Origin of the sequence: Sphingomonas qomolangmaensis, assembly GCF_024496245.1 — a bacterium.
GTDB lineage: Bacteria > Pseudomonadota > Alphaproteobacteria > Sphingomonadales > Sphingomonadaceae > Sphingomonas > Sphingomonas qomolangmaensis.
The window spans coordinates 1,457,861-1,474,030 of the sequence record NZ_CP101740.1 but is presented as its reverse complement, the minus strand read 5'-3'; the positions used below and the strand labels follow the sequence as shown (position 1 = coordinate 1,474,030).

General features: G+C 68.2%; 18 protein-coding genes. 13 read left to right on the top strand and 5 right to left on the bottom strand.

The window, feature by feature from the left end; all coding sequences use genetic code 11:
* Positions 1–5: 5 nt before the first annotated feature.
* The 8 genes from NMP03_RS06980 (at position 6) to NMP03_RS06945 (ending at position 8,664) form a co-directional block, all read left to right on the top strand.
* Positions 6–971, top strand: coding sequence for an ABC transporter substrate-binding protein (locus NMP03_RS06980; protein WP_256507764.1), 966 nt, complete (start codon positions 6–8; stop codon positions 969–971).
* Between the two features lie 149 nt (positions 972–1,120).
* The gene (locus NMP03_RS06975) at positions 1,121–1,603 is read left to right on the top strand and encodes a type II secretion system protein GspJ (protein ID WP_256507763.1); all 483 of its coding nucleotides are present in this window, start codon (positions 1,121–1,123) and stop codon (positions 1,601–1,603) included.
* A complete protein-coding gene (locus NMP03_RS06970) occupies positions 1,600–2,484 on the top strand; it encodes a type II secretion system minor pseudopilin (protein ID WP_256507762.1) in 885 nt (294 codons plus the stop codon). Before NMP03_RS06975 ends, NMP03_RS06970 begins: the two co-directional genes overlap by 4 nt.
* 46 nt (positions 2,485–2,530) lie before the next feature.
* Entirely contained in the window at positions 2,531–3,289 is a 759-nt protein-coding gene (locus tag NMP03_RS06965; RefSeq protein WP_256507761.1) for a tryptophan 2,3-dioxygenase, read from the top strand.
* Positions 3,286–4,431 (top strand): aminotransferase class V-fold PLP-dependent enzyme, encoded by a 1,146-nt coding sequence (locus NMP03_RS06960; RefSeq protein WP_256507760.1) that lies wholly within the window; start codon positions 3,286–3,288, stop codon positions 4,429–4,431. Before NMP03_RS06965 ends, NMP03_RS06960 begins: the two co-directional genes overlap by 4 nt.
* 40 nt (positions 4,432–4,471) lie before the next feature.
* Positions 4,472–4,966, top strand: a complete 495-nt coding sequence (locus tag NMP03_RS06955) for a nucleoside deaminase (RefSeq protein WP_256507759.1) — start codon at positions 4,472–4,474, stop codon at positions 4,964–4,966.
* Positions 4,967–5,040: 74 nt separating this feature from the next.
* Positions 5,041–8,400, top strand: coding sequence for an amidohydrolase family protein (locus NMP03_RS06950; RefSeq protein ID WP_256507758.1), 3,360 nt, complete (start codon positions 5,041–5,043; stop codon positions 8,398–8,400).
* Positions 8,401–8,496: 96 nt separating this feature from the next.
* On the top strand, positions 8,497–8,664 hold the full coding sequence (locus NMP03_RS06945; RefSeq protein WP_256508175.1) for a hypothetical protein: 168 nt from the start codon (positions 8,497–8,499) through the stop codon (positions 8,662–8,664).
* Between the two features lie 4 nt (positions 8,665–8,668).
* Here the strand turns inward: NMP03_RS06945 and NMP03_RS06940 are convergent, their stop codons facing one another.
* Complete coding sequence (locus NMP03_RS06940; RefSeq protein WP_256507757.1) at positions 8,669–9,931, bottom strand: MFS transporter; 1,263 nt, start codon at positions 9,929–9,931, stop codon at positions 8,669–8,671.
* A 128-nt stretch (positions 9,932–10,059) separates the two neighbouring features.
* Between NMP03_RS06940 and pgsA the strand changes: the two genes are divergently transcribed.
* Genes pgsA through NMP03_RS06925 form a run of 3 tightly spaced genes read left to right on the top strand, consistent with a single transcriptional unit; the run spans position 10,060 to position 11,305 of the window.
* Positions 10,060–10,614 (top strand): CDP-diacylglycerol--glycerol-3-phosphate 3-phosphatidyltransferase, encoded by a 555-nt coding sequence (pgsA, locus tag NMP03_RS06935; RefSeq protein WP_256507756.1) that lies wholly within the window; start codon positions 10,060–10,062, stop codon positions 10,612–10,614.
* Positions 10,614–10,871, top strand: coding sequence for a molybdopterin converting factor subunit 1 (gene moaD, locus NMP03_RS06930; protein ID WP_256507755.1), 258 nt, complete (start codon positions 10,614–10,616; stop codon positions 10,869–10,871). Before pgsA ends, moaD begins: the two co-directional genes overlap by 1 nt.
* Positions 10,868–11,305, top strand: a complete 438-nt coding sequence (locus NMP03_RS06925) for a molybdenum cofactor biosynthesis protein MoaE (protein WP_256507754.1) — start codon at positions 10,868–10,870, stop codon at positions 11,303–11,305. Before moaD ends, NMP03_RS06925 begins: the two co-directional genes overlap by 4 nt.
* A gap of 61 nt (positions 11,306–11,366) precedes the next feature.
* On the opposite strand, the gene NMP03_RS06920 is transcribed toward NMP03_RS06925, so the two are convergent.
* From NMP03_RS06920 to NMP03_RS06910, 3 genes are all read right to left on the bottom strand, one after another.
* Positions 11,367–12,029, bottom strand: a complete 663-nt coding sequence (locus NMP03_RS06920) for a fasciclin domain-containing protein (RefSeq protein WP_406698328.1) — start codon at positions 12,027–12,029, stop codon at positions 11,367–11,369.
* Positions 12,030–12,138: 109 nt separating this feature from the next.
* Positions 12,139–13,047: a hydrogen peroxide-inducible genes activator gene (locus NMP03_RS06915; protein ID WP_256507753.1), complete on the bottom strand. Its 909-nt coding sequence runs from the start codon at positions 13,045–13,047 to the stop codon at positions 12,139–12,141.
* Between the two features lie 54 nt (positions 13,048–13,101).
* Positions 13,102–13,866, bottom strand: coding sequence for a sulfite exporter TauE/SafE family protein (locus NMP03_RS06910; RefSeq protein WP_256507752.1), 765 nt, complete (start codon positions 13,864–13,866; stop codon positions 13,102–13,104).
* A gap of 152 nt (positions 13,867–14,018) precedes the next feature.
* On the opposite strand from NMP03_RS06910, the gene epsC reads away from it, so the two are divergent.
* Both epsC and NMP03_RS06900 read left to right on the top strand, forming a co-directional pair.
* A complete protein-coding gene (epsC, locus tag NMP03_RS06905; RefSeq protein ID WP_256507751.1) occupies positions 14,019–14,699 on the top strand; it encodes a serine O-acetyltransferase EpsC in 681 nt (226 codons plus the stop codon).
* Entirely contained in the window at positions 14,696–15,037 is a 342-nt protein-coding gene (locus NMP03_RS06900) for a DUF2794 domain-containing protein (RefSeq protein ID WP_256507750.1), read from the top strand. The genes epsC and NMP03_RS06900 overlap by 4 nt, the downstream gene beginning before the upstream one ends.
* A gap of 2 nt (positions 15,038–15,039) precedes the next feature.
* Here the strand turns inward: NMP03_RS06900 and NMP03_RS06895 are convergent, their stop codons facing one another.
* A complete protein-coding gene (locus NMP03_RS06895; protein ID WP_256507749.1) occupies positions 15,040–16,074 on the bottom strand; it encodes a hypothetical protein in 1,035 nt (344 codons plus the stop codon).
* Positions 16,075–16,170 lie beyond the last annotated feature (96 nt).

Here is a 16,170-nt window from a genome sequence, read left to right as displayed (position 1 = left end):
CCCCCTTGCTGGCGGCGAAGAAGGCCGACAAGCGGCCGATCGCCCTGTTGGTGCCGCTGACCGGCGCCCATTCGGCGCTGGGGCTTAGCATGCAGCGCGCCGCCATGCTCGCCGAAAACACGCCCAGGCTGCTCCAGGTGTTCGATACCGGCGGCACCCCCGCGGGGGCGCAGGCCGCAGCGCTGGCGGCGATGAAGGCCAAGTGCGCGATGGTGCTCGGGCCATTGCTCGCGGCCGAGGCCGGCCCGGTGGTGCAGGCGGTGGCGGGCCGCGCGCCGGTGATCTGCTTCTCGAACGACCCCGCCGTGCGCTCGACCGGCGCGTTCGTGATGGGGATCACCGCGACGCAGGTGACCGGCGCGGTGCTGCGCTACGCCCGCACCCGCGGCATCCGCCGCGTGGCGGTGATCGGCGACGGCAACCCCTGGGCCACCGCCGCCGCCACCGCCGCCGAGGCGCTGCAGGGCGAGCTCAACATGGCGGTCCAGCGGATCGAGGTGCTGCCCGGCGGCGTCGTGCCCAACGCGGGCGATGCGCCCGACGCGGTGATGATCCCCGGCGGCGGCGAGACGATGATGGCCGCCGCGCGCAACCTCAAGGGCAGCGGCATCCAGTTGCTCGGCACCGTCCAGGCGCTCGATCACCGCCCGGCATCGCTCGAACTGCTCGACGGCGCCTGGCTCGCCAGCCCCGATCCGGTTGCGTTCGGTGCCTTTGCCGGTGCCTATGAAGGCCGGATGGGCGGCGCCCCCGGCGCGATCGCCGCGCTTGCCTATGACGCCGCCGCGATCTGCCGCCAGCTGCGCGAAAAGAGCACGCTCGACCGCGCGGGGCTGCTTGCCGAACCCGCCTATGAGGCGGCCACCGGCCCGTTGCGCTTCCGCGAAGACGGCAGCGTCGCGCGCGACATGGCGATCGTCGTGGCGGGGCCGAACGGGTATGAAAAGGTCGCGATGAGCCGCGGCGCGTGAAGACAGGGGTGCTTCTTCCCCCCTCCCGCTTGCGGGAGGGGTCGGGGGAGGGGCTGTCGATGGTCGATATCTGCCGTGATCCGACCTGCCCTCCCCCAACCCCTCCCGCAAGCGGGAGGGGAGAGGCTGGCTTCACCCTCCTAGAACTGATGATCTCGCTCGGCCTGTTTGCGCTCATCGCGGTCGCCGGCCTCGCGCTCGTCGACAGCGTGCTCGGCGTCCAGGTCCGCACCGCCACCCGGCTCGATTCGCTCTCGAACGTCAGCCGCGCGATGTTCGTCGTCTCGAGCGACCTCGAACAGATCGCGCGCGGCCGCGTCGTGTCGAGCGGGCGCGACCTGATCTTCACCCGCGTCGCCCCCGGCTTCGGCGGCCCCCCGGTCGAGGTGCGCTACACGCTCGCGGGCGGCACGCTGCTGCGCTCGATCGGCGGCGCGCCGCAGCGGCTGCTGTCGGGGGTCACCGCCGCGCGCTTCCGCTTCGAAGACGGCGGCTGGCGCGAGACCTGGCCGCTGTCGGAGGAAACCGGCGAGGTCTGGCCGCGCGCGGTCGAGATGGAGCTCGCGATCGAAGGCCGCGGCACGCTGCGCCGCGTCGTCGCGCTCCCCGCCCGCCCCGAGCAGGCACCGTGACCCGCCGCCCCCCGCCGCGCGGCGAAGAGGGCATGATCCTCATCAACGTCCTGCTGTTCGTCGCGATCGCCACCGGGCTGGTGCTGCTGATGGTCAACCGCGAGGAGCTTGCGCTCGACGGCGCGCTGCGGATGCGCGAGGCTTCGCGCGCGCTCGCGATCGTGCGCGGCGGCGAAGTCTCGGCGTTGGTGGCGCTGCGCCGCGACGCGATCGAGGCGCCGCAGGTCGATCATGCCGCCGAACCCTGGGGCGCGCTCGCCGAAAGCGGGATCGCCATCGAGGGCGGCACCTTCGACCTCGTGATCGCCGATGCCGAGGGGCGCTTCAACATCAACAGCCTGCGCTCGGGCGAGGCCGCGCCCGTCATCATGTTCAACACGATCGCGCGGCAGGTCGGGCTCGACGAGGAGCAGATGCTGCTCGCGATCGCCTATGTCCGCGGGCAGGGACCGATCACCGATCTCCGCCCGATCCGCCTCGCCGGGGTCGAGCCCGCGGTCGCCGACCGGCTGCAACGCCTCGTCACCGCGCTGCCCGGCATCACCCAGATCAACCTCAACGCCGCCGATCGCGAGATGCTGCTGCTGCTGTTCAACGATCCCGCGGTGGTCGATCGGCTGATCGCGGTGCGCGACCGGCAGGGCTTCCTGACCCAGCAGGACCTCGGCGACCAGAACGTCACCGCGCCGCCGGGCACGCGCTTTGCGTCGAACACCTTTTGGGTGCGCACCCGCGCGACGATCGGCAGCACCGCGCAATCGGGCGCCGCGCTGATCCAGCGACGGCCGCGCGACGATGGCAGCATCGAAACCGTGACCGTCGAGCGCTGGCGCAACGCCGCGGTGCCGCCCGAGGCTCCCGCGTTCGTCGATCCTGCCTGATCCGCCAGGCTTTCTAGCCGGTCGCCGACGCGGTAAGCCTGCCCCCATGTCCACGATCACCTATGACAGCTATCTCGCGCTCGATCAGTTGCTCGCCGCGCAGCAGCCGATCTCCGATCATCACGACGAACCCTTGTTCATCGTCATGCACCAGACCAAGGAATTGTGGATGCGCCAGACGATCCACGAGCTGGGTCTGGCGATCGATCTGATCCGCGCCGACCGGCTCGTCGAAAGCTACAAGACGCTGGCGCGGATCAGCCGGATCCAGGCGGTGATGACGCTGTCGTGGGACGTGCTCCAGACGATGACCGCGACCGATTATCTGCGCTTCCGCCGCGTGCTCGGCACCTCGTCGGGCTTCCAGTCGGACCAGTTCCGCACCGTCGAGGTGATGATGGGCTTTCGCGACGGCCCGCGCCACGGCCCCGCCACCCGCGCCGCCGCCGAACGCCCCAGCCTGTGGGACGAAGCCAACGCCGCCGCGCACCGCGCCGGGCTGCCGATCCCCGCCGAGGCGCTCGCGCGCGACTGGCCCGCGCCCTATGCCCCCGACGGCCGCGTCGAGGATGCTTGGCGTGAGGTGTACCGCGAAGAAGCCAAATGGTGGCCGCTCTACCAGCTCGCCGAAAAACTGGTCGATCTCGACGAAGCCTTCGCGGTCTGGCGGCACAAGCACGTCATGACGGTATCGCGGATCATCGGCCACAAACAGGGCACCGGCGGCACCGGGGTTGCCTATCTGGAGGCGACGCTGCCCAAGCGCGCCTTCCCCGAACTCTGGTCGCTGAGGACCGCCTTGTGACGAGCTACAAGCACCTGTTCCAGCGCGCGATCGCCGCTGCACCCGATCGGCTGCACATGGCGGCGCACAGCCATCATCTTTGGCCCGACGCCAGCTGGCTTGGCCAGCAGGCGGCGTGGGAAGATGCCGCGCGGCTCGCCGATCGCAAATGGCGGCGGGTGATGGAGGAAATCTGGCCCGCCGCGCAGGCGCATGTCGCGCACGAACTCGGCCTGCCCGATCCCTCGACCGTCGGCTTTTCGAGCAACACGCATGATTTCCTGCTGCGGATTGCCTCGGCGATCGAGCGCCGCCCGATCCGCATCCTCACCACCGACGGCGAGTTCCACAGCTTCACCCGCCAGGCGCTGCGCTGGGTCGAAGCCGGCGAAGCAGTGGTGGAGCGCGTGCCCGTCGCCGACGGCTTCGAAGCGCGGCTGCTCGAACGCGCGGCGAGTGGCGAGCACGACCTGATCGTCGTCAGCCAGGTGATGTTCGGCACCGGTCGAATCGTCGGCGGGTTCGATGCGCTGGCGCATGTCGCGCGGCCCGAAGGACCGTGGCTGCTGATCGACGGCTATCACGGCTTCATGGCGGTCGACACCGACCTGTCGGCGATCGCCGATCGCGTGTTCTACACCAGCGGCGGCTATAAATACGCGATGGCGGGGGAGGGGGTCGGCTTTCTCCACGCCCCCGCTGGCTTTGCGCCGCGTCCGGTGACGACCGGCTGGTACGGCGCGTTCGATGACCTCGCGCTGCCGCCCGAACAGGTCGGCTACGCCCCAGATGCCCGCCGGTTTCTCGGCGCGACCTTCGATCCGTCGGGGCTCTACCGCTTCGTCGCGGTGCGCGACATGCTGGCGCGCGAAGGCATTTCGACCGGGGTTATCAGCGCCCATGTCGCCGCATTGCGCGATCGGTTGATCGACGGACTGGGGCGTTCGCCGCTTGGCAATGCCGAACTGGTCAACCCGCCCGGCAACGGTCCGCAGGCGCGCTTCATCGCCTTGCGCAACCCGCGCGCCGGCGACTGGCAGGCGGCATTGCTCGCGCGCGACGTCATCACCGATGTTCGCGGCGACGTGCTGCGGATCGGCCTCGGCCTTTATCACGACGAACGCGATATCGATCGCTTCTGCGCGATCGCCTCGGAGCTTTAGCGCGAGACAGCCGTTGGCGCGCGAACCCAAAGGATTGCATATGCCCGACACGCAAGACGAACGCTGGATGCGCGAAGCGATCGCGCTCGCGCTAACCAAGGGCAGCGACCCGTCGGATACGCCGATCGCCGCGTTCATCGTGCGCGACGGCAAGGTGCTGGCGGCGCGGTGCAACGAAACCGAAGAGACTTGCGACGCCACCGCGCATGCCGAAATCGTCGCGATGCGCGCGGCGGGCGCGGCGATCGGCGACATGGAGCTGCGCGGCGCGACGCTCTATTCGACGCTCCAGCCCTGCGGCATGTGCACGATGGCGTCGATCTGGTCGAAGGTGGGGCGGATCGTTTTCGGCGCCGGGCGCGACGACGTCCATCCGATGTATTTCGAGGATCGCCAGATCGACACGGTCGACTTCATCCGCGACGCCTGGCGCGACGATCTGTCGATCGAGGGCGGGGTGCTCGCCGCCGAGTGCGCAAAGCTCTATTACGGCCCCGACGATGACGTGCCGGTCGAGGAGCAGGGCAACATCTGACGCTGCCGTTGTGCGGGTTGGGCAGGCGCACTAGGGTCGCGGCATAATAAGCCGATCCCAGGGAGTTTTCGTCCATGCTGCGTAGCGCCGCGTCCATCCTCGCCCTCGCCATTTCGCTGGGGGTCGCCGCCGCTGCCCAGACCCCGCCCGCCCAAACCCCGCCAGCCCAGACCCAGCCAACGGTCGAGGCCACCGAAGCCCCCGAAGATCAGGCGCGCGACCCCAATCCCGCCGCCGACCAGCTCCCGCAGCCGCAGCCCGCATCGACCGCGCCGACGACGCCGGTCGCCGCCGCGACCCCCGCGGCAAAGCCCAAATGGGACGTCAACGCCCCCACCGGCGCGACCATCCGCCAGGTGTCGATCGCGACCGACGAAGGCAGCTGGATGGACCTCGACATCAGCCCCGACGGCGGCACGATCGCCTTCGCGTTGCTCGGCGATCTCTACACCATGCCGATCGGCGGCGGCACGCCGACGCGGATCGCCGAGGGGCTGGCGTGGGAGGTGCAACCGCGCTTCTCGCCCGACGGCAACCGCATCGCCTTCACCTCGGATCGCGGCGGCGGCGACAATATCTGGGTGATGAACCGCGACGGCAGCGACAAGCGCCAGGTGACCAAGGAAGACTTCCGCCTGCTCAACCAGCCGAGCTGGTCGCCCGATGGCCGCTTCATCGCCGCCAAGAAGCATTTCACCACCGGGCGTTCGCTCGGCACCGGCGAGGTGTGGCTCTATCACGTCTCGGGCGGCACCGGGGTGAAGCTGGTCAAGCGCCCCGACGAGCGCCACCAGAAGGAATTGGGCGAGCCGATCTTCGCGCCAGACGGCAAGGGCATCTACTTCACCCGCAACGTCACGCCGGGTCCGATCTTCGAATATGCCCAGGATTCGAACACCAATTTGTTCAATATCGAACGCTACGACCTCGAAACCGGCGAGACGACCACCGCGGTCTCGGGCAATGGCGGATCGGTGCGGCCGACGCCGTCGCGCGACGGCAAGCGTATCGCCTTCGTCCGGCGCGAAGCGACCAAGTCCAAGCTGTACGTCCGCGATCTCGAATCGGGCGAGGAGCGCAAGATCTATGACGCGCTCGACCAGGACGTGCAGGAAACCTGGGCGGTCACCGGCTTGTATCCCAACATGGCGTGGATGCCCGGCGACCGCGAGATCGTCGTCTGGGCGGCCGGCAAGCTGCGCCGGGTGAATGTCGAAAGCGGCGCGGCGACCGACATCCCCTTCCGCATCAACGACACGCGCGGCGTCGCCAATGCGCCGCATCCGACCGTCGAGGTCGCGCCCGATCGCTTCACCACCGCGATGCCGCGCTTCGCCAGCGTCTCGCCCGACGGACGGCAAGTGGTGTTCGAAAGCCTCGGCAAGCTCTACGTCAAGCCCGCGGCGGGCGGCACCGCGCGCCGGCTAACGCGCGGCGGCGAGGGGCGCGAGCTGTTCCCGACCTGGTCACGCGACGGCCGCACGATCGCTTTCGTCGACTGGACCGATGCCGGCCTCGGGCGGATCGTCACCGTCGCCGCCAGCGGTGGGATGCCCAAGGCGGTGACCACGCGTCCGGGCCATTATGCGCGCCCGGTCTTCTCGCCCGACGGCAAGACGATCGCGTTCGAGGCCAAGCGCTCGGGCGGCGTCACCTCGCGCCGTTATGGCGACGATCCCGGCGTCTACCGCGTCGCCGCCAGCGGCGGTGCGCCGGTGCTGATCGCCAAGGGGATGGCGCAGCCGCAATTCGCCGCCGCCTCCGATCGACTGTTCATGGTCGGCGAGGAGGAGCAGAAGCAGTTGCTGGTCAGCACCGACCTCAACGGCGGGGCCAAGCGCAAGCATTTCGTCGGCGAACTGGCGGTCAGCTACTCGGTCGCGCCCGATGGTCAATATGCCGCCTTCATCCAGAATTATGAAGCGCATGTCCTGCCGCTGATGCCCGGCAATCAGGCGGTCGACATCGATACCGAGGGCAAGGTGCTGCCCGTCACCCGCGTCAGCGCCAGTGGCGCCAGCTATGTGAACTGGTCGCAGGACGGCCAGCGGCTGCACTGGTCGATGGGGCCGACGCTCTACACCGTCGATCGGGCCACGCTGTTCGCCAACGCCCCGCGCGCGGAGAATGCGCCCAAGTTCGTGCCGCCGTCGCAAGGCCTCAGCCTCGCGATGGAGCAGGCGGCAGACAAGCCCGGCGGCACGGTCGCGCTCACCGGCGCACGGATCGTGACGATGGCGGGTGCCGATGGCGGAATCGTCGATGATGGCGTGGTGGTGATCCGCGGCGACCGCATCGTCGCGATCGGCCTTCGCGCTTCGACCCCGGTACCGGCGGGCGCCAAGACGATCGACGTCGCGGGCAAGACGATCATCCCCGGCCTGGTCGATGCGCATGCGCACGGCCCGCAGGGCGACGACGAGGTCGTGCCGCAGCAAAACTGGTCGCTGCTCCAGAATCTCGCGCTTGGCACCACGACGATCCACGACCCGTCGAGCCAGGCGAGCGAGATCTTCGTCGCCAAGGAAATGCAGGCGGCGGGGCTGCTCACCGGCCCGCGCATCTTCTCGACCGGCGAGATCATCTACGGCGCGCGCGCCGCCAATGTGTATGCCAAGATCGACAGCTATGACGACGCATTGTCGCACGTCCGCCGGTTGAAGGCGCAGGGCGCGCGTTCGGTGAAGAACTATAACCAGCCACGCCGCGACCAGCGCCAGATGGTGGTGGCAGCCGCGCGCGCCGAGAATATCCAGGTCGTCGCCGAGGGCGGCTCGCTGTTCGGCATGGACATGAACCTGATCGCCGACGGCAATTCGACGCTCGAGCACAACATCCCGCTCGACGTGTTCTACAAGGACGTCGTCCAGATGTTCGGCCAGTCGGATACCAACTACACGCCGACGCTCGTGGTGTCCTATGGCGGCCTGGCGGGCGACCCCTATTGGCGGCAGGCGACCAACGTCTGGGAAAACCCGCTGCTGGTCCACACCCCCACCGACACCTTGCTCGCCGCCACCGCGCGCGTGACCAAGGCGCCCGAGAGCAACTTCGTCGACGACGACAATGCGCGGGAGGCGAACAAGATCGCCAAGGCGGGCAAGCTCGTGTCGATCGGCGCGCATGGCCAGCAGGCGGGGATCGGCTCGCATTGGGAGCTCTGGTCGTTCGTCCGCGGCGGGATGACCCCCATCGAAGCGCTCGGGGCGGGAACGATCGTCGCCGCGCAGTCGCTCGGCATGGCACGCGACATCGGCTCGCTCAAAGTCGGCAAGCTGGCCGATCTGGTGGTGCTCGACGCCGATCCCACCGCCGACATCCGCAATTCGGACAAGGTCAGCCGGGTGATGGTCGGCGGCCGGATGTTCGATGCCCGGACGATGAACGAGGTCGAGACGGGGAACCGGCAGCGGCTGCCTTATTGGTGGCAGTGACCGGGGCAGGGACGGTGCCCCCGCACCGTCCCGATCCGACACAGCAGGGGGTGCGTTTGGGGTTGGACCAAATCCCTAACGAAACGTTAACTGCACATGATGCAGCGCCCAACACCCCAGGCCCCGCAGGGGCATCCGTTCCGTCGAACCCTGTCGCGCAAGCCCGTCGCCACCGCGCAGGCGAGCGCCGACGATAGCGACATGAAGCTGTTCGTCCTCAGCTTCACCGCCTTCTTCATCTGCTTCTATACGTTCCTGCTGTAAGCGTTCAGTCGCAGGCCTGGTGGAGGCGCCAGGCGGCATAGGCCGATACCGTCGCGGTCGCGACCAGCACCCACAGCGCGTTGACCAGCTCGATACCCAGGTTGGTCACCCCCAGGATGCCGACCGATCCGATCACCATCGCACCCGAATTGACGATGTTGTTCGCCGCCACCGTCCGCGCGGTCTGCGACTGGTCGACGATCGTGGTCAGGAACGCATAGAGCGGCACCACGAACATGCCGCCGGTGATCGATATCCCCGCCAGATCGAAGAACACGCGGATCGCGCCCGGATCGCGCAGGAAGGTTGGCAGGTCGGCAAGCCCCGGCACCACCGGCGACCAACCGCGCGAGGTGAACCAGAAATCGATCAGGAACCCGCCCATCGCCAGCACCGATGCGGGGGCATAGCGCGCCGATACCTCGCCCTTGAGCAATCGGTTGATGATCACCGATCCGATCGCGATGCCGATCGAGAATACCGCCAGGAAGCTGCTGGCGACGCTCGGCTCGGCGAAATAGACGTTCTTCACCAGCGGCGGGAACAGCACCGCGATCATCGCCGCGATGCTCCAGAACACGCTGATCGCGACGATCGCCAGGAACAGCCGGCGGACATGCATCGTCGCGCGCACCAGCCGGATCGACGATCGCAGCACGTTCCAGTCGATCTTGATCGCCACCGAAGGCGGCGCGGGCGGGATCGATCGTGCTGCGAGCATGCCGATCACCGCGACGCCGATCACCGCGATCGCGGCGTGGTGCGGGTGCAGCAGCCCGCCGGCGATGGTGCCCGCCAGGATCGCGACATAGGTGCCCGCCTCGACCAGCCCGGTGCCGCCGAGCACTTCGTGCTTGGCCAGATGCTGCGGCAGCACGGCATATTTGATCGGCCCGAAAAAGGTCGAATGCACCCCCATCGCGAACAGCGCGAGCAGCATCACCCAGGTGAGCTCGAGGAAGATGCCCGTCGCGCCGACGATCATGATGCCGATCTCGGCCCATTTGATCGTCCGCATGATCGCGGCCTTGTCGTGGCTGTCGGCAAGCTCGCCCGCCAGCGCCGAAAACAGGAAGAAGGGCAGGATGAAGATGCCCGTCGCTACCGCCGAGAAGGTCGTTTCGGCACCGACATCGTTATACACCGAATAGGTGACGAAGAAGATCAGCGCGTTCTTGAACAGATTGTCGTTGAAGGCCCCCAGGAACTGGGTGACGAATAAGGGCAGGAACCGGCGCGCGCCGAGCAGGCTGATGGATGGAATCATCGGGTAGGCGCAATCCACGTCGCTCTCGGGAGCCGCTCCATAGGCCATTGGTAACGCATGCGACAATGACGATTGCGCGCGCGCGGCGTTGCGGGAACCGGGGCGGGCCCGTACAGCCATGCCTGCCCATGCTTACCTTGCCCAACATCCTGACGCTTTCGCGGATCTTCGCGGTGCCGATCCTCGTCGCCCTGCTGTGGTGGCCGGGGTGGCAGCTGGGCTATGGCATCGCCTTCGTGCTCTACTGCATCGTCGGCTTCACCGACTATCTCGACGGCTATCTGGCGCGCTCGCAAGGGACGGTGTCGAAGCTCGGCATCTTTCTCGATCCGATCGCCGACAAGATCATGGTCGCCGCGGTGATCCTGATCCTGGTCGGTACGCACGATATCGAAGGCGTGCACATGATCGCCGCGCTGATCATCCTGCTGCGCGAGATCATGGTGTCGGGGCTTCGCGAGTTTCTCGGCAGCGTGCGCGTGTCGATGCCGGTGTCGCAGCTCGCCAAGTGGAAGACGACGCTGCAGCTCGTGTCGCTCGGCGCGCTGATCCTCGGCGGGGCGCTTCCCGAATGGCCGTTAGTCAAGCTGGTCGGGCTCGCCTCGCTCTGGGGCGCGGCGGTGCTCACGCTGATCACCGGCTGGGATTATCTGCGCGTCGGCCTCAAGCACATGGACAGCTGATGGCGGTCCGGCTGCTCTATTTCGCCTGGGTGCGCGAGGCGGTCGGCATCGGCGAGGAAATGCTCGATCCGCCCCCCGAAGCCGCAACGCTCGACGCATTGATCGACTGGCTGGCCACGCTGAGCGCGGGACACGCCACCGCCTTCGCCGATCGCACGCGGCTGCGCGCCGCGGTCGATCAACACTTCGTCGCGATGGACGCGCCGGTGGCCGGCGCGCGCGAGATCGCGATCTTCCCCCCGGTCACCGGCGGATGATCCGCGTCGGCGTCCAGACCGCGCCGATCGACCTGGCCGATGCGCTGGCGGGGATCGAGGCAGCGGGGATGGGGGGGATCGCCAGCTTCACCGGGCTCGTCCGCGCCGACGACGGTGTCGCCACGCTCACGCTCGAACATTATCCCGGCATGACCGAGGCGGCGCTGCAGGCGGTCGCCGAAGCCGCAGCAGCGCGCTGGTCGCTCGGCGCGGTGACCATCCTCCACCGCGTGGGGACGATGCACCCCGGCGAGCGGATCGTGTTCGTGGGCACCGCCGCCGCGCATCGTGCCGAGGCGCTGGCGGCGTGCAGCTATTGCATCGACCGGCTGAAGACCGACGCCCCCTTCTGGAAGCGCGAGGCGACCGAGGCGGGCGAACGCTGGGTCGAACCGCGCGCCGCCGACGACAGCGCCGCCAGGGGTTGGGAATAGCCCAGCAAAAACGCCGCCGGGTTGCCCCGACGGCGTCTTGGTATCGCGAAGGTGCGGCCGATCAGCCGAGCTTGGGCACGACTACGCCGTTGACGATATGGACGACGCCGTTCGACTGGTTGACGTCGGGGATCGCGACATAGCTCTTGTTGCCGCTGACGTCGGTCAGGACGATCGCTGCGCCCTCGGTCGTGACGGTCAGCGGGCTGCCCTCGACCGTGGTCAGCGTCGCGGTGCCGCCGCCGGCCTTCATCTGCTCCTGCAGCTGCGCCAGCGAAACCTTGCCCGGTACGACATGATAGGTCAGCACCTTGGCGAGCACCGCCTTGTTCTCGGGCTTCATCAGCGTGTCGAGCGTGCCGGGGGCGAGCCGCGTGAACGCGTCGTTCTCGGGCGCGAAGACGGTGAAGGGGCCGGCGCCCGACAGCGTCTCGGCGAGATCGGCGGCCTTCACCGCGGTCACCAGCGTCGACAGGCTGGGGGCAGCCGATGCGTTCTCGACAATCGTCTTGGTCGCGAGCATCTCGGCACCGCCGACCTTGGGGTTGGGCGCGGTCGCGGTGGCTGCGGGCGCTGCCATGGTCGAAGGCTGCGCGGTTGCCGCAGGTGCGGTGGTCGCGGTCGGTGCAGTCGGCGCGCCGGTCGGCGGCGTCGTGGTCTGCGCGATCGCGACGGTCGACGTGGCGGCCAAGGCGGCGAGGGTAAGGGCTGACAGGCGAAGCATCTGGTTCTCCAGTGATCGGAATAGGGAAGCGCGCATCGTTAAGCCGACGCACATCCTATATACGCCCCACGACCGCATTTGGTTTCGTATGCGGTACTAATTCCGTGGGTTAGGCCGCGGGCGCGTGGGCGCGCAGCACGTCGGCTAGCAGCCGGAAGTCGCGCTCGCGCGGACTGGCACGCCGCCACACCAAGGCGATCCGGCGCGAGGCGCGCTCCGATTCGATCGGCCGCGCGACGATGTGCGTGCCCTCCAAAATGCCCGATTCGATCGCCATCGCGGGCAGCATCGTCACCCCCAGCCCATTCTCGACCATCTGGACGATGGTGTGCAGCGAGGTGCCGAGCATCGACGCGCGCCCGCGCAGCTCGAGGTGCGAGCATGCCGCCAGCGCATGGTCCTTCAGGCAATGTCCGTCCTCGAGCAGCAGCAGCCGCGTCTCGTCGATATCCTCGGCGACGATCGGCCCGTTGGTGCCGCCCACCTCGCCCTGCGGAAACGCCACGAGCAGCCGATCGTCGAACAATTCGTCGACTTCGACATCGCCGCAGCCATAGGGCAGCGCTAGCAGCACGCAGTCGGTCCGCCCCTGCTGCAACGCCTCGCACGCCGATCCGCTGGCTTCCTCGCGCAGATACAGCTTCAGGTCGGGATAGTCGCGGCGCAACCGCGGCAGGATCCGCGGCAGCATGAACGGCGCGATCGTCGGGATGACGCTCATCCGCATCTCGCCCGACAGCGGTCGCCCCGCGGCGCGCGCGATTTCGCCGAGCTCGTCGGCCTCGCGCAGCACGCGATGCGCCTTTTCGACGATCCGCTCGCCCAAAGGCGTAAAGCGCACCACGCGGCGGGTGCGTTCGACCAGCGTCACCCCGATCAGCGTCTCGAGCTCGCGGATCCCCGCCGACAGCGTCGATTGGGTAACATTCGACGCTTCGGCGGCGCGGCCGAAATGGCCGGCATCGTGCAGCGCCACCAGATATTGGAGCTGCTTGAGGGTGGGGAGGTAGATGGTCATCGCTGCCCTGTCACCTAAGCGCTCCTACCCCCGCGCACCAGTGCGCGGGCTGCGTTATCGCAGCGCCTGCACCAGGCTGAAGATGCTGGTCGCGGTCAGCACCACGCCCACCATCACCAACAGCGTCTTGGTCGGCACCCGCTTGGCGACGAGCGCGCCGAACGGCGCCGCGATCACGCCGCCGATCAGCAGCCCGACGACCGCGGTGGTGAACGCCGCTACCCCCAGGCTGGCAAGGAAGGTGATCGAGATCGCCATCGTCAGGAAAAACTCGACCGAGTTGACCGTGCCGATGGTGGTGCGCGGCTGCGCGCCCTGGACCAGCAGGTTCGACGTCACCACCGGCCCCCAACCGCCACCGCCCGCTGCATCGAGGAAGCCGCCCGCCGCCGCCAATGGTGAGACGAAGCGCGGATCGCGATGCTCGCGCGGGGGAAAGCGGATGCCGCGCACCAGCAGATACACGCCGATCGCCGCCAGATACGCCATCACGAAAGGCCGCGTGATCCCGGCATCGAGCGAGCTCAACAAATAGGCGCCGGTAACCCCGCCAAGCACGCCGGGGATCAGCAGCCGCCAGAACAGCTTCCAATCGACGTTCTTGTGCAATGCATGGCTGATTCCCGATACGCCGGTGGTGAAGCATTCGGCCAGATGCACCCCCGCCGATGCGGTGGCGGGCGGCACGCCGAGCACGCTCACCAGCAAGGTGCTCGAAATCACCCCGAACGCCATGCCGAGCGCGCCATCGACGATCTGCGCCACCAGGCCGACCGCGATATAGGGCAATAGATCGACCAGATTGAAAGCTTCGAACATGCGCGCCCTTCCGCTGAAGAGCCGCGGTTCTGCGGCATCGCGCGATATCCCACAAGATACATAGAGTTTATGCCGTGCAAAGCCTGGCTGGGGGTGTTCTGGTAATTGGCAGGGCCAACGCCTAGATTGGAGCGTCGCTAGGGGACGCGCCGATGCTCAACGGACTGAAACTATATCTGGATTCGATCCGTGCGCGCGATCCCGCGCCGCGGTCGCGTGCCGAAATCCTGCTCTATCCGGGCGTGTGGGCGCTGGGCTATCATCGGGTCGCGCATGCGCTGTTCCTGCGACGGCTGTATTTCCTCGCGCGGCTGGTGAACCACTGGTCGCGCTGGATGACCGCGATCGACATCCATCCCGGCGCGACGATCGGGCGCAATTTCTTCATCGACCATGGCTTCACCGTGATCGGCGAAACCGCGGTGATCGGCGACAACGTCACGATCTATCAGTGCGTCACGCTTGGGGGCACAAGCCCTGACAACGGCGTCCTCGGCAAGCGCCATCCGACGCTCGAAGACGGCGTGATCGTCGGCGCGGGCGCGCAGGTGCTCGGGCCGATCGTCGTCGGCGCGCGCGCGCGGGTCGGCGCCAATGCGGTGGTGACCAAGGACGTCCCCGAAGGCGCGACGATGGTCGGCATCCCCGCCAAATCGACGCTGATCGGCGCGGGAACCTATCAGAAGCCGTTCATGCCCTATGGCACGCCGTGCAGCGAGATGGGCGACCCCGCGACGCAGAAGATCGATGCGCTGCGCTGCGAACTCGAAACCCTGCGCAAGCGGCTCGACCTGCTGGTCGACGAGGAAGAAGGGCGGCGCGACCGCGCGTGACCGCTACCGTCCTTCCGCTTCCGCTCGGCGGTCGCCCCAGCCAGATCGGCTTCGATCGGCTCGAGCTTACCCGGATCCTCGACCTTTACGGGCGGATGGTCGCAGCGGGGCATTGGCGCGATTACGCGATCCAGCTCGGGCGCGAGGCCGCGGTTTTCGCCGCGTTCCGCCGCGCCGCCGAGAACCCCGAATTTCGGATCGAGAAGCGCCCCGCGCTTCGCAATCGCCAGGGCATGTGGGCGCTGGTCGGCGAAAACGGCACCGTGCTGAAGCGCGGTGCCGAACTCGGGCCGGTGCTGGCGCCGGTCGAGCGCCGGCTGATGAAGCTGGTCGAATAGGCCTAAGCGACCGCTGCCACCGGCGGCAGCCGGGTGCTGAGCCCGCCGACCAGCCCGACCACCATCCGCCGCATCGGCTGCCAGAAGGCCGACAGTGTCAGCAACGCCGATCCGATCACCAGCCCGGTGAACGCCGCCCCCAGCTCGACCGCGCCCGCCGAGCGGAACAGCGCGTAGAGCGCGTACAGGACGTAGGCGAGGCTCGACACCAGCAGCGCGCGCCGATCGACCGCCAGCGCGACGAACCCGAACGCGACGTACAGCAGCAACACCACCACCGCGACATCGGCGCCGATCGCCCCCTTGAACACGCCCAGCATCTGGAAGATCGGGTGCGCGATCAGTGGTGCCGCGGCCAGGTGCAGCCAGAAGGCGACATCGCTTCGGCGGGTGCGGCGATCGGTGTCGGACATGTCCCACCACATCGCGGTGCCGAACAGCAGGACGCCGCCGCCCAGCGCGAGCGGCATCGCCACCGCGTCGCGCGCCGCCTCGTCGGGCAACGCGAACAATACCGCGCCGACGACGGCGCCGACCAGTGCCAATGCCCCCGCAGCGACGGTGATCGGCACCATGAAGCGGCGCCAATGCACCCATGCCGCGCCCGCTGCCACCAGCCCGATCGCCCCGGCGATCACCCCATTGGCGGCGTCGGGCAGATCGGGATTGAGCGTCACGACCAGCCCCACCAGCGTGCCGGCGACGCCGCCGACGAACGCCAGCAGCAACAGGATGCTCGGCAGCGCCATGCGCCGTCGCCGGGTGAAATATTCTGCCAGGAACCACGCCGCGACCGCCACCCCGAGCCCGCCCGCGGCATCGGTGATCGTCGCGCCGATCTGGCCGATCGCCGCGAGCAGCAGCGCGAGCGCGACCGCGACGAAGATATCGTTGAACCCGGTCAGCAGCCGGAAATGCTCCTCGTCGACCGCGGGGGCATGCCGCCCCGCGGCGACATGGCTTCGCAGCGCCTCGGCCGCCTCCCGGCTGAGCGCTCCGCTTTCGACTGCACTGTTCAGATCGCTTTCGCTGTACATGGCACTCTCCCTGTGTTGGGCAAGTATGTCACGAGTGCATTAGCTGTGCAGTACACCATCGAGGTCGAACCGATTGACTAAGCCGCGGCGAGTTGC

Excerpts from the sequence above, each read along its gene's own strand:
- pgsA (WP_256507756.1), top strand. The coding sequence starts at position 10,060 with ATGCTTACCTTGCCCAACATCCTGACGCTTTCGCGGATCTTCGCGGTG.
- NMP03_RS06940 (WP_256507757.1), bottom strand. The coding sequence starts at position 9,931 with ATGATTCCATCCATCAGCCTGCTCGGCGCGCGCCGGTTCCTGCCCTTA.
- NMP03_RS06925 (WP_256507754.1), top strand. The coding sequence starts at position 10,868 with ATGATCCGCGTCGGCGTCCAGACCGCGCCGATCGACCTGGCCGATGCG.
- NMP03_RS06950 (WP_256507758.1), top strand. The coding sequence starts at position 5,041 with ATGCTGCGTAGCGCCGCGTCCATCCTCGCCCTCGCCATTTCGCTGGGG.
- NMP03_RS06975 (WP_256507763.1), top strand. The coding sequence starts at position 1,121 with ATGATCTCGCTCGGCCTGTTTGCGCTCATCGCGGTCGCCGGCCTCGCG.
- NMP03_RS06920 (WP_406698328.1), bottom strand. The coding sequence starts at position 12,029 with ATGCTTCGCCTGTCAGCCCTTACCCTCGCCGCCTTGGCCGCCACGTCG.
- NMP03_RS06955 (WP_256507759.1), top strand. The coding sequence starts at position 4,472 with ATGCCCGACACGCAAGACGAACGCTGGATGCGCGAAGCGATCGCGCTC.
- NMP03_RS06915 (WP_256507753.1), bottom strand. The coding sequence starts at position 13,047 with ATGACCATCTACCTCCCCACCCTCAAGCAGCTCCAATATCTGGTGGCG.
- moaD (WP_256507755.1), top strand. The coding sequence starts at position 10,614 with ATGGCGGTCCGGCTGCTCTATTTCGCCTGGGTGCGCGAGGCGGTCGGC.
- epsC (WP_256507751.1), top strand. The coding sequence starts at position 14,019 with ATGCTCAACGGACTGAAACTATATCTGGATTCGATCCGTGCGCGCGAT.
- NMP03_RS06910 (WP_256507752.1), bottom strand. The coding sequence starts at position 13,866 with ATGTTCGAAGCTTTCAATCTGGTCGATCTATTGCCCTATATCGCGGTC.
- NMP03_RS06895 (WP_256507749.1), bottom strand. The coding sequence starts at position 16,074 with ATGTACAGCGAAAGCGATCTGAACAGTGCAGTCGAAAGCGGAGCGCTC.
- NMP03_RS06945 (WP_256508175.1), top strand. The coding sequence starts at position 8,497 with ATGATGCAGCGCCCAACACCCCAGGCCCCGCAGGGGCATCCGTTCCGT.
- NMP03_RS06965 (WP_256507761.1), top strand. The coding sequence starts at position 2,531 with ATGTCCACGATCACCTATGACAGCTATCTCGCGCTCGATCAGTTGCTC.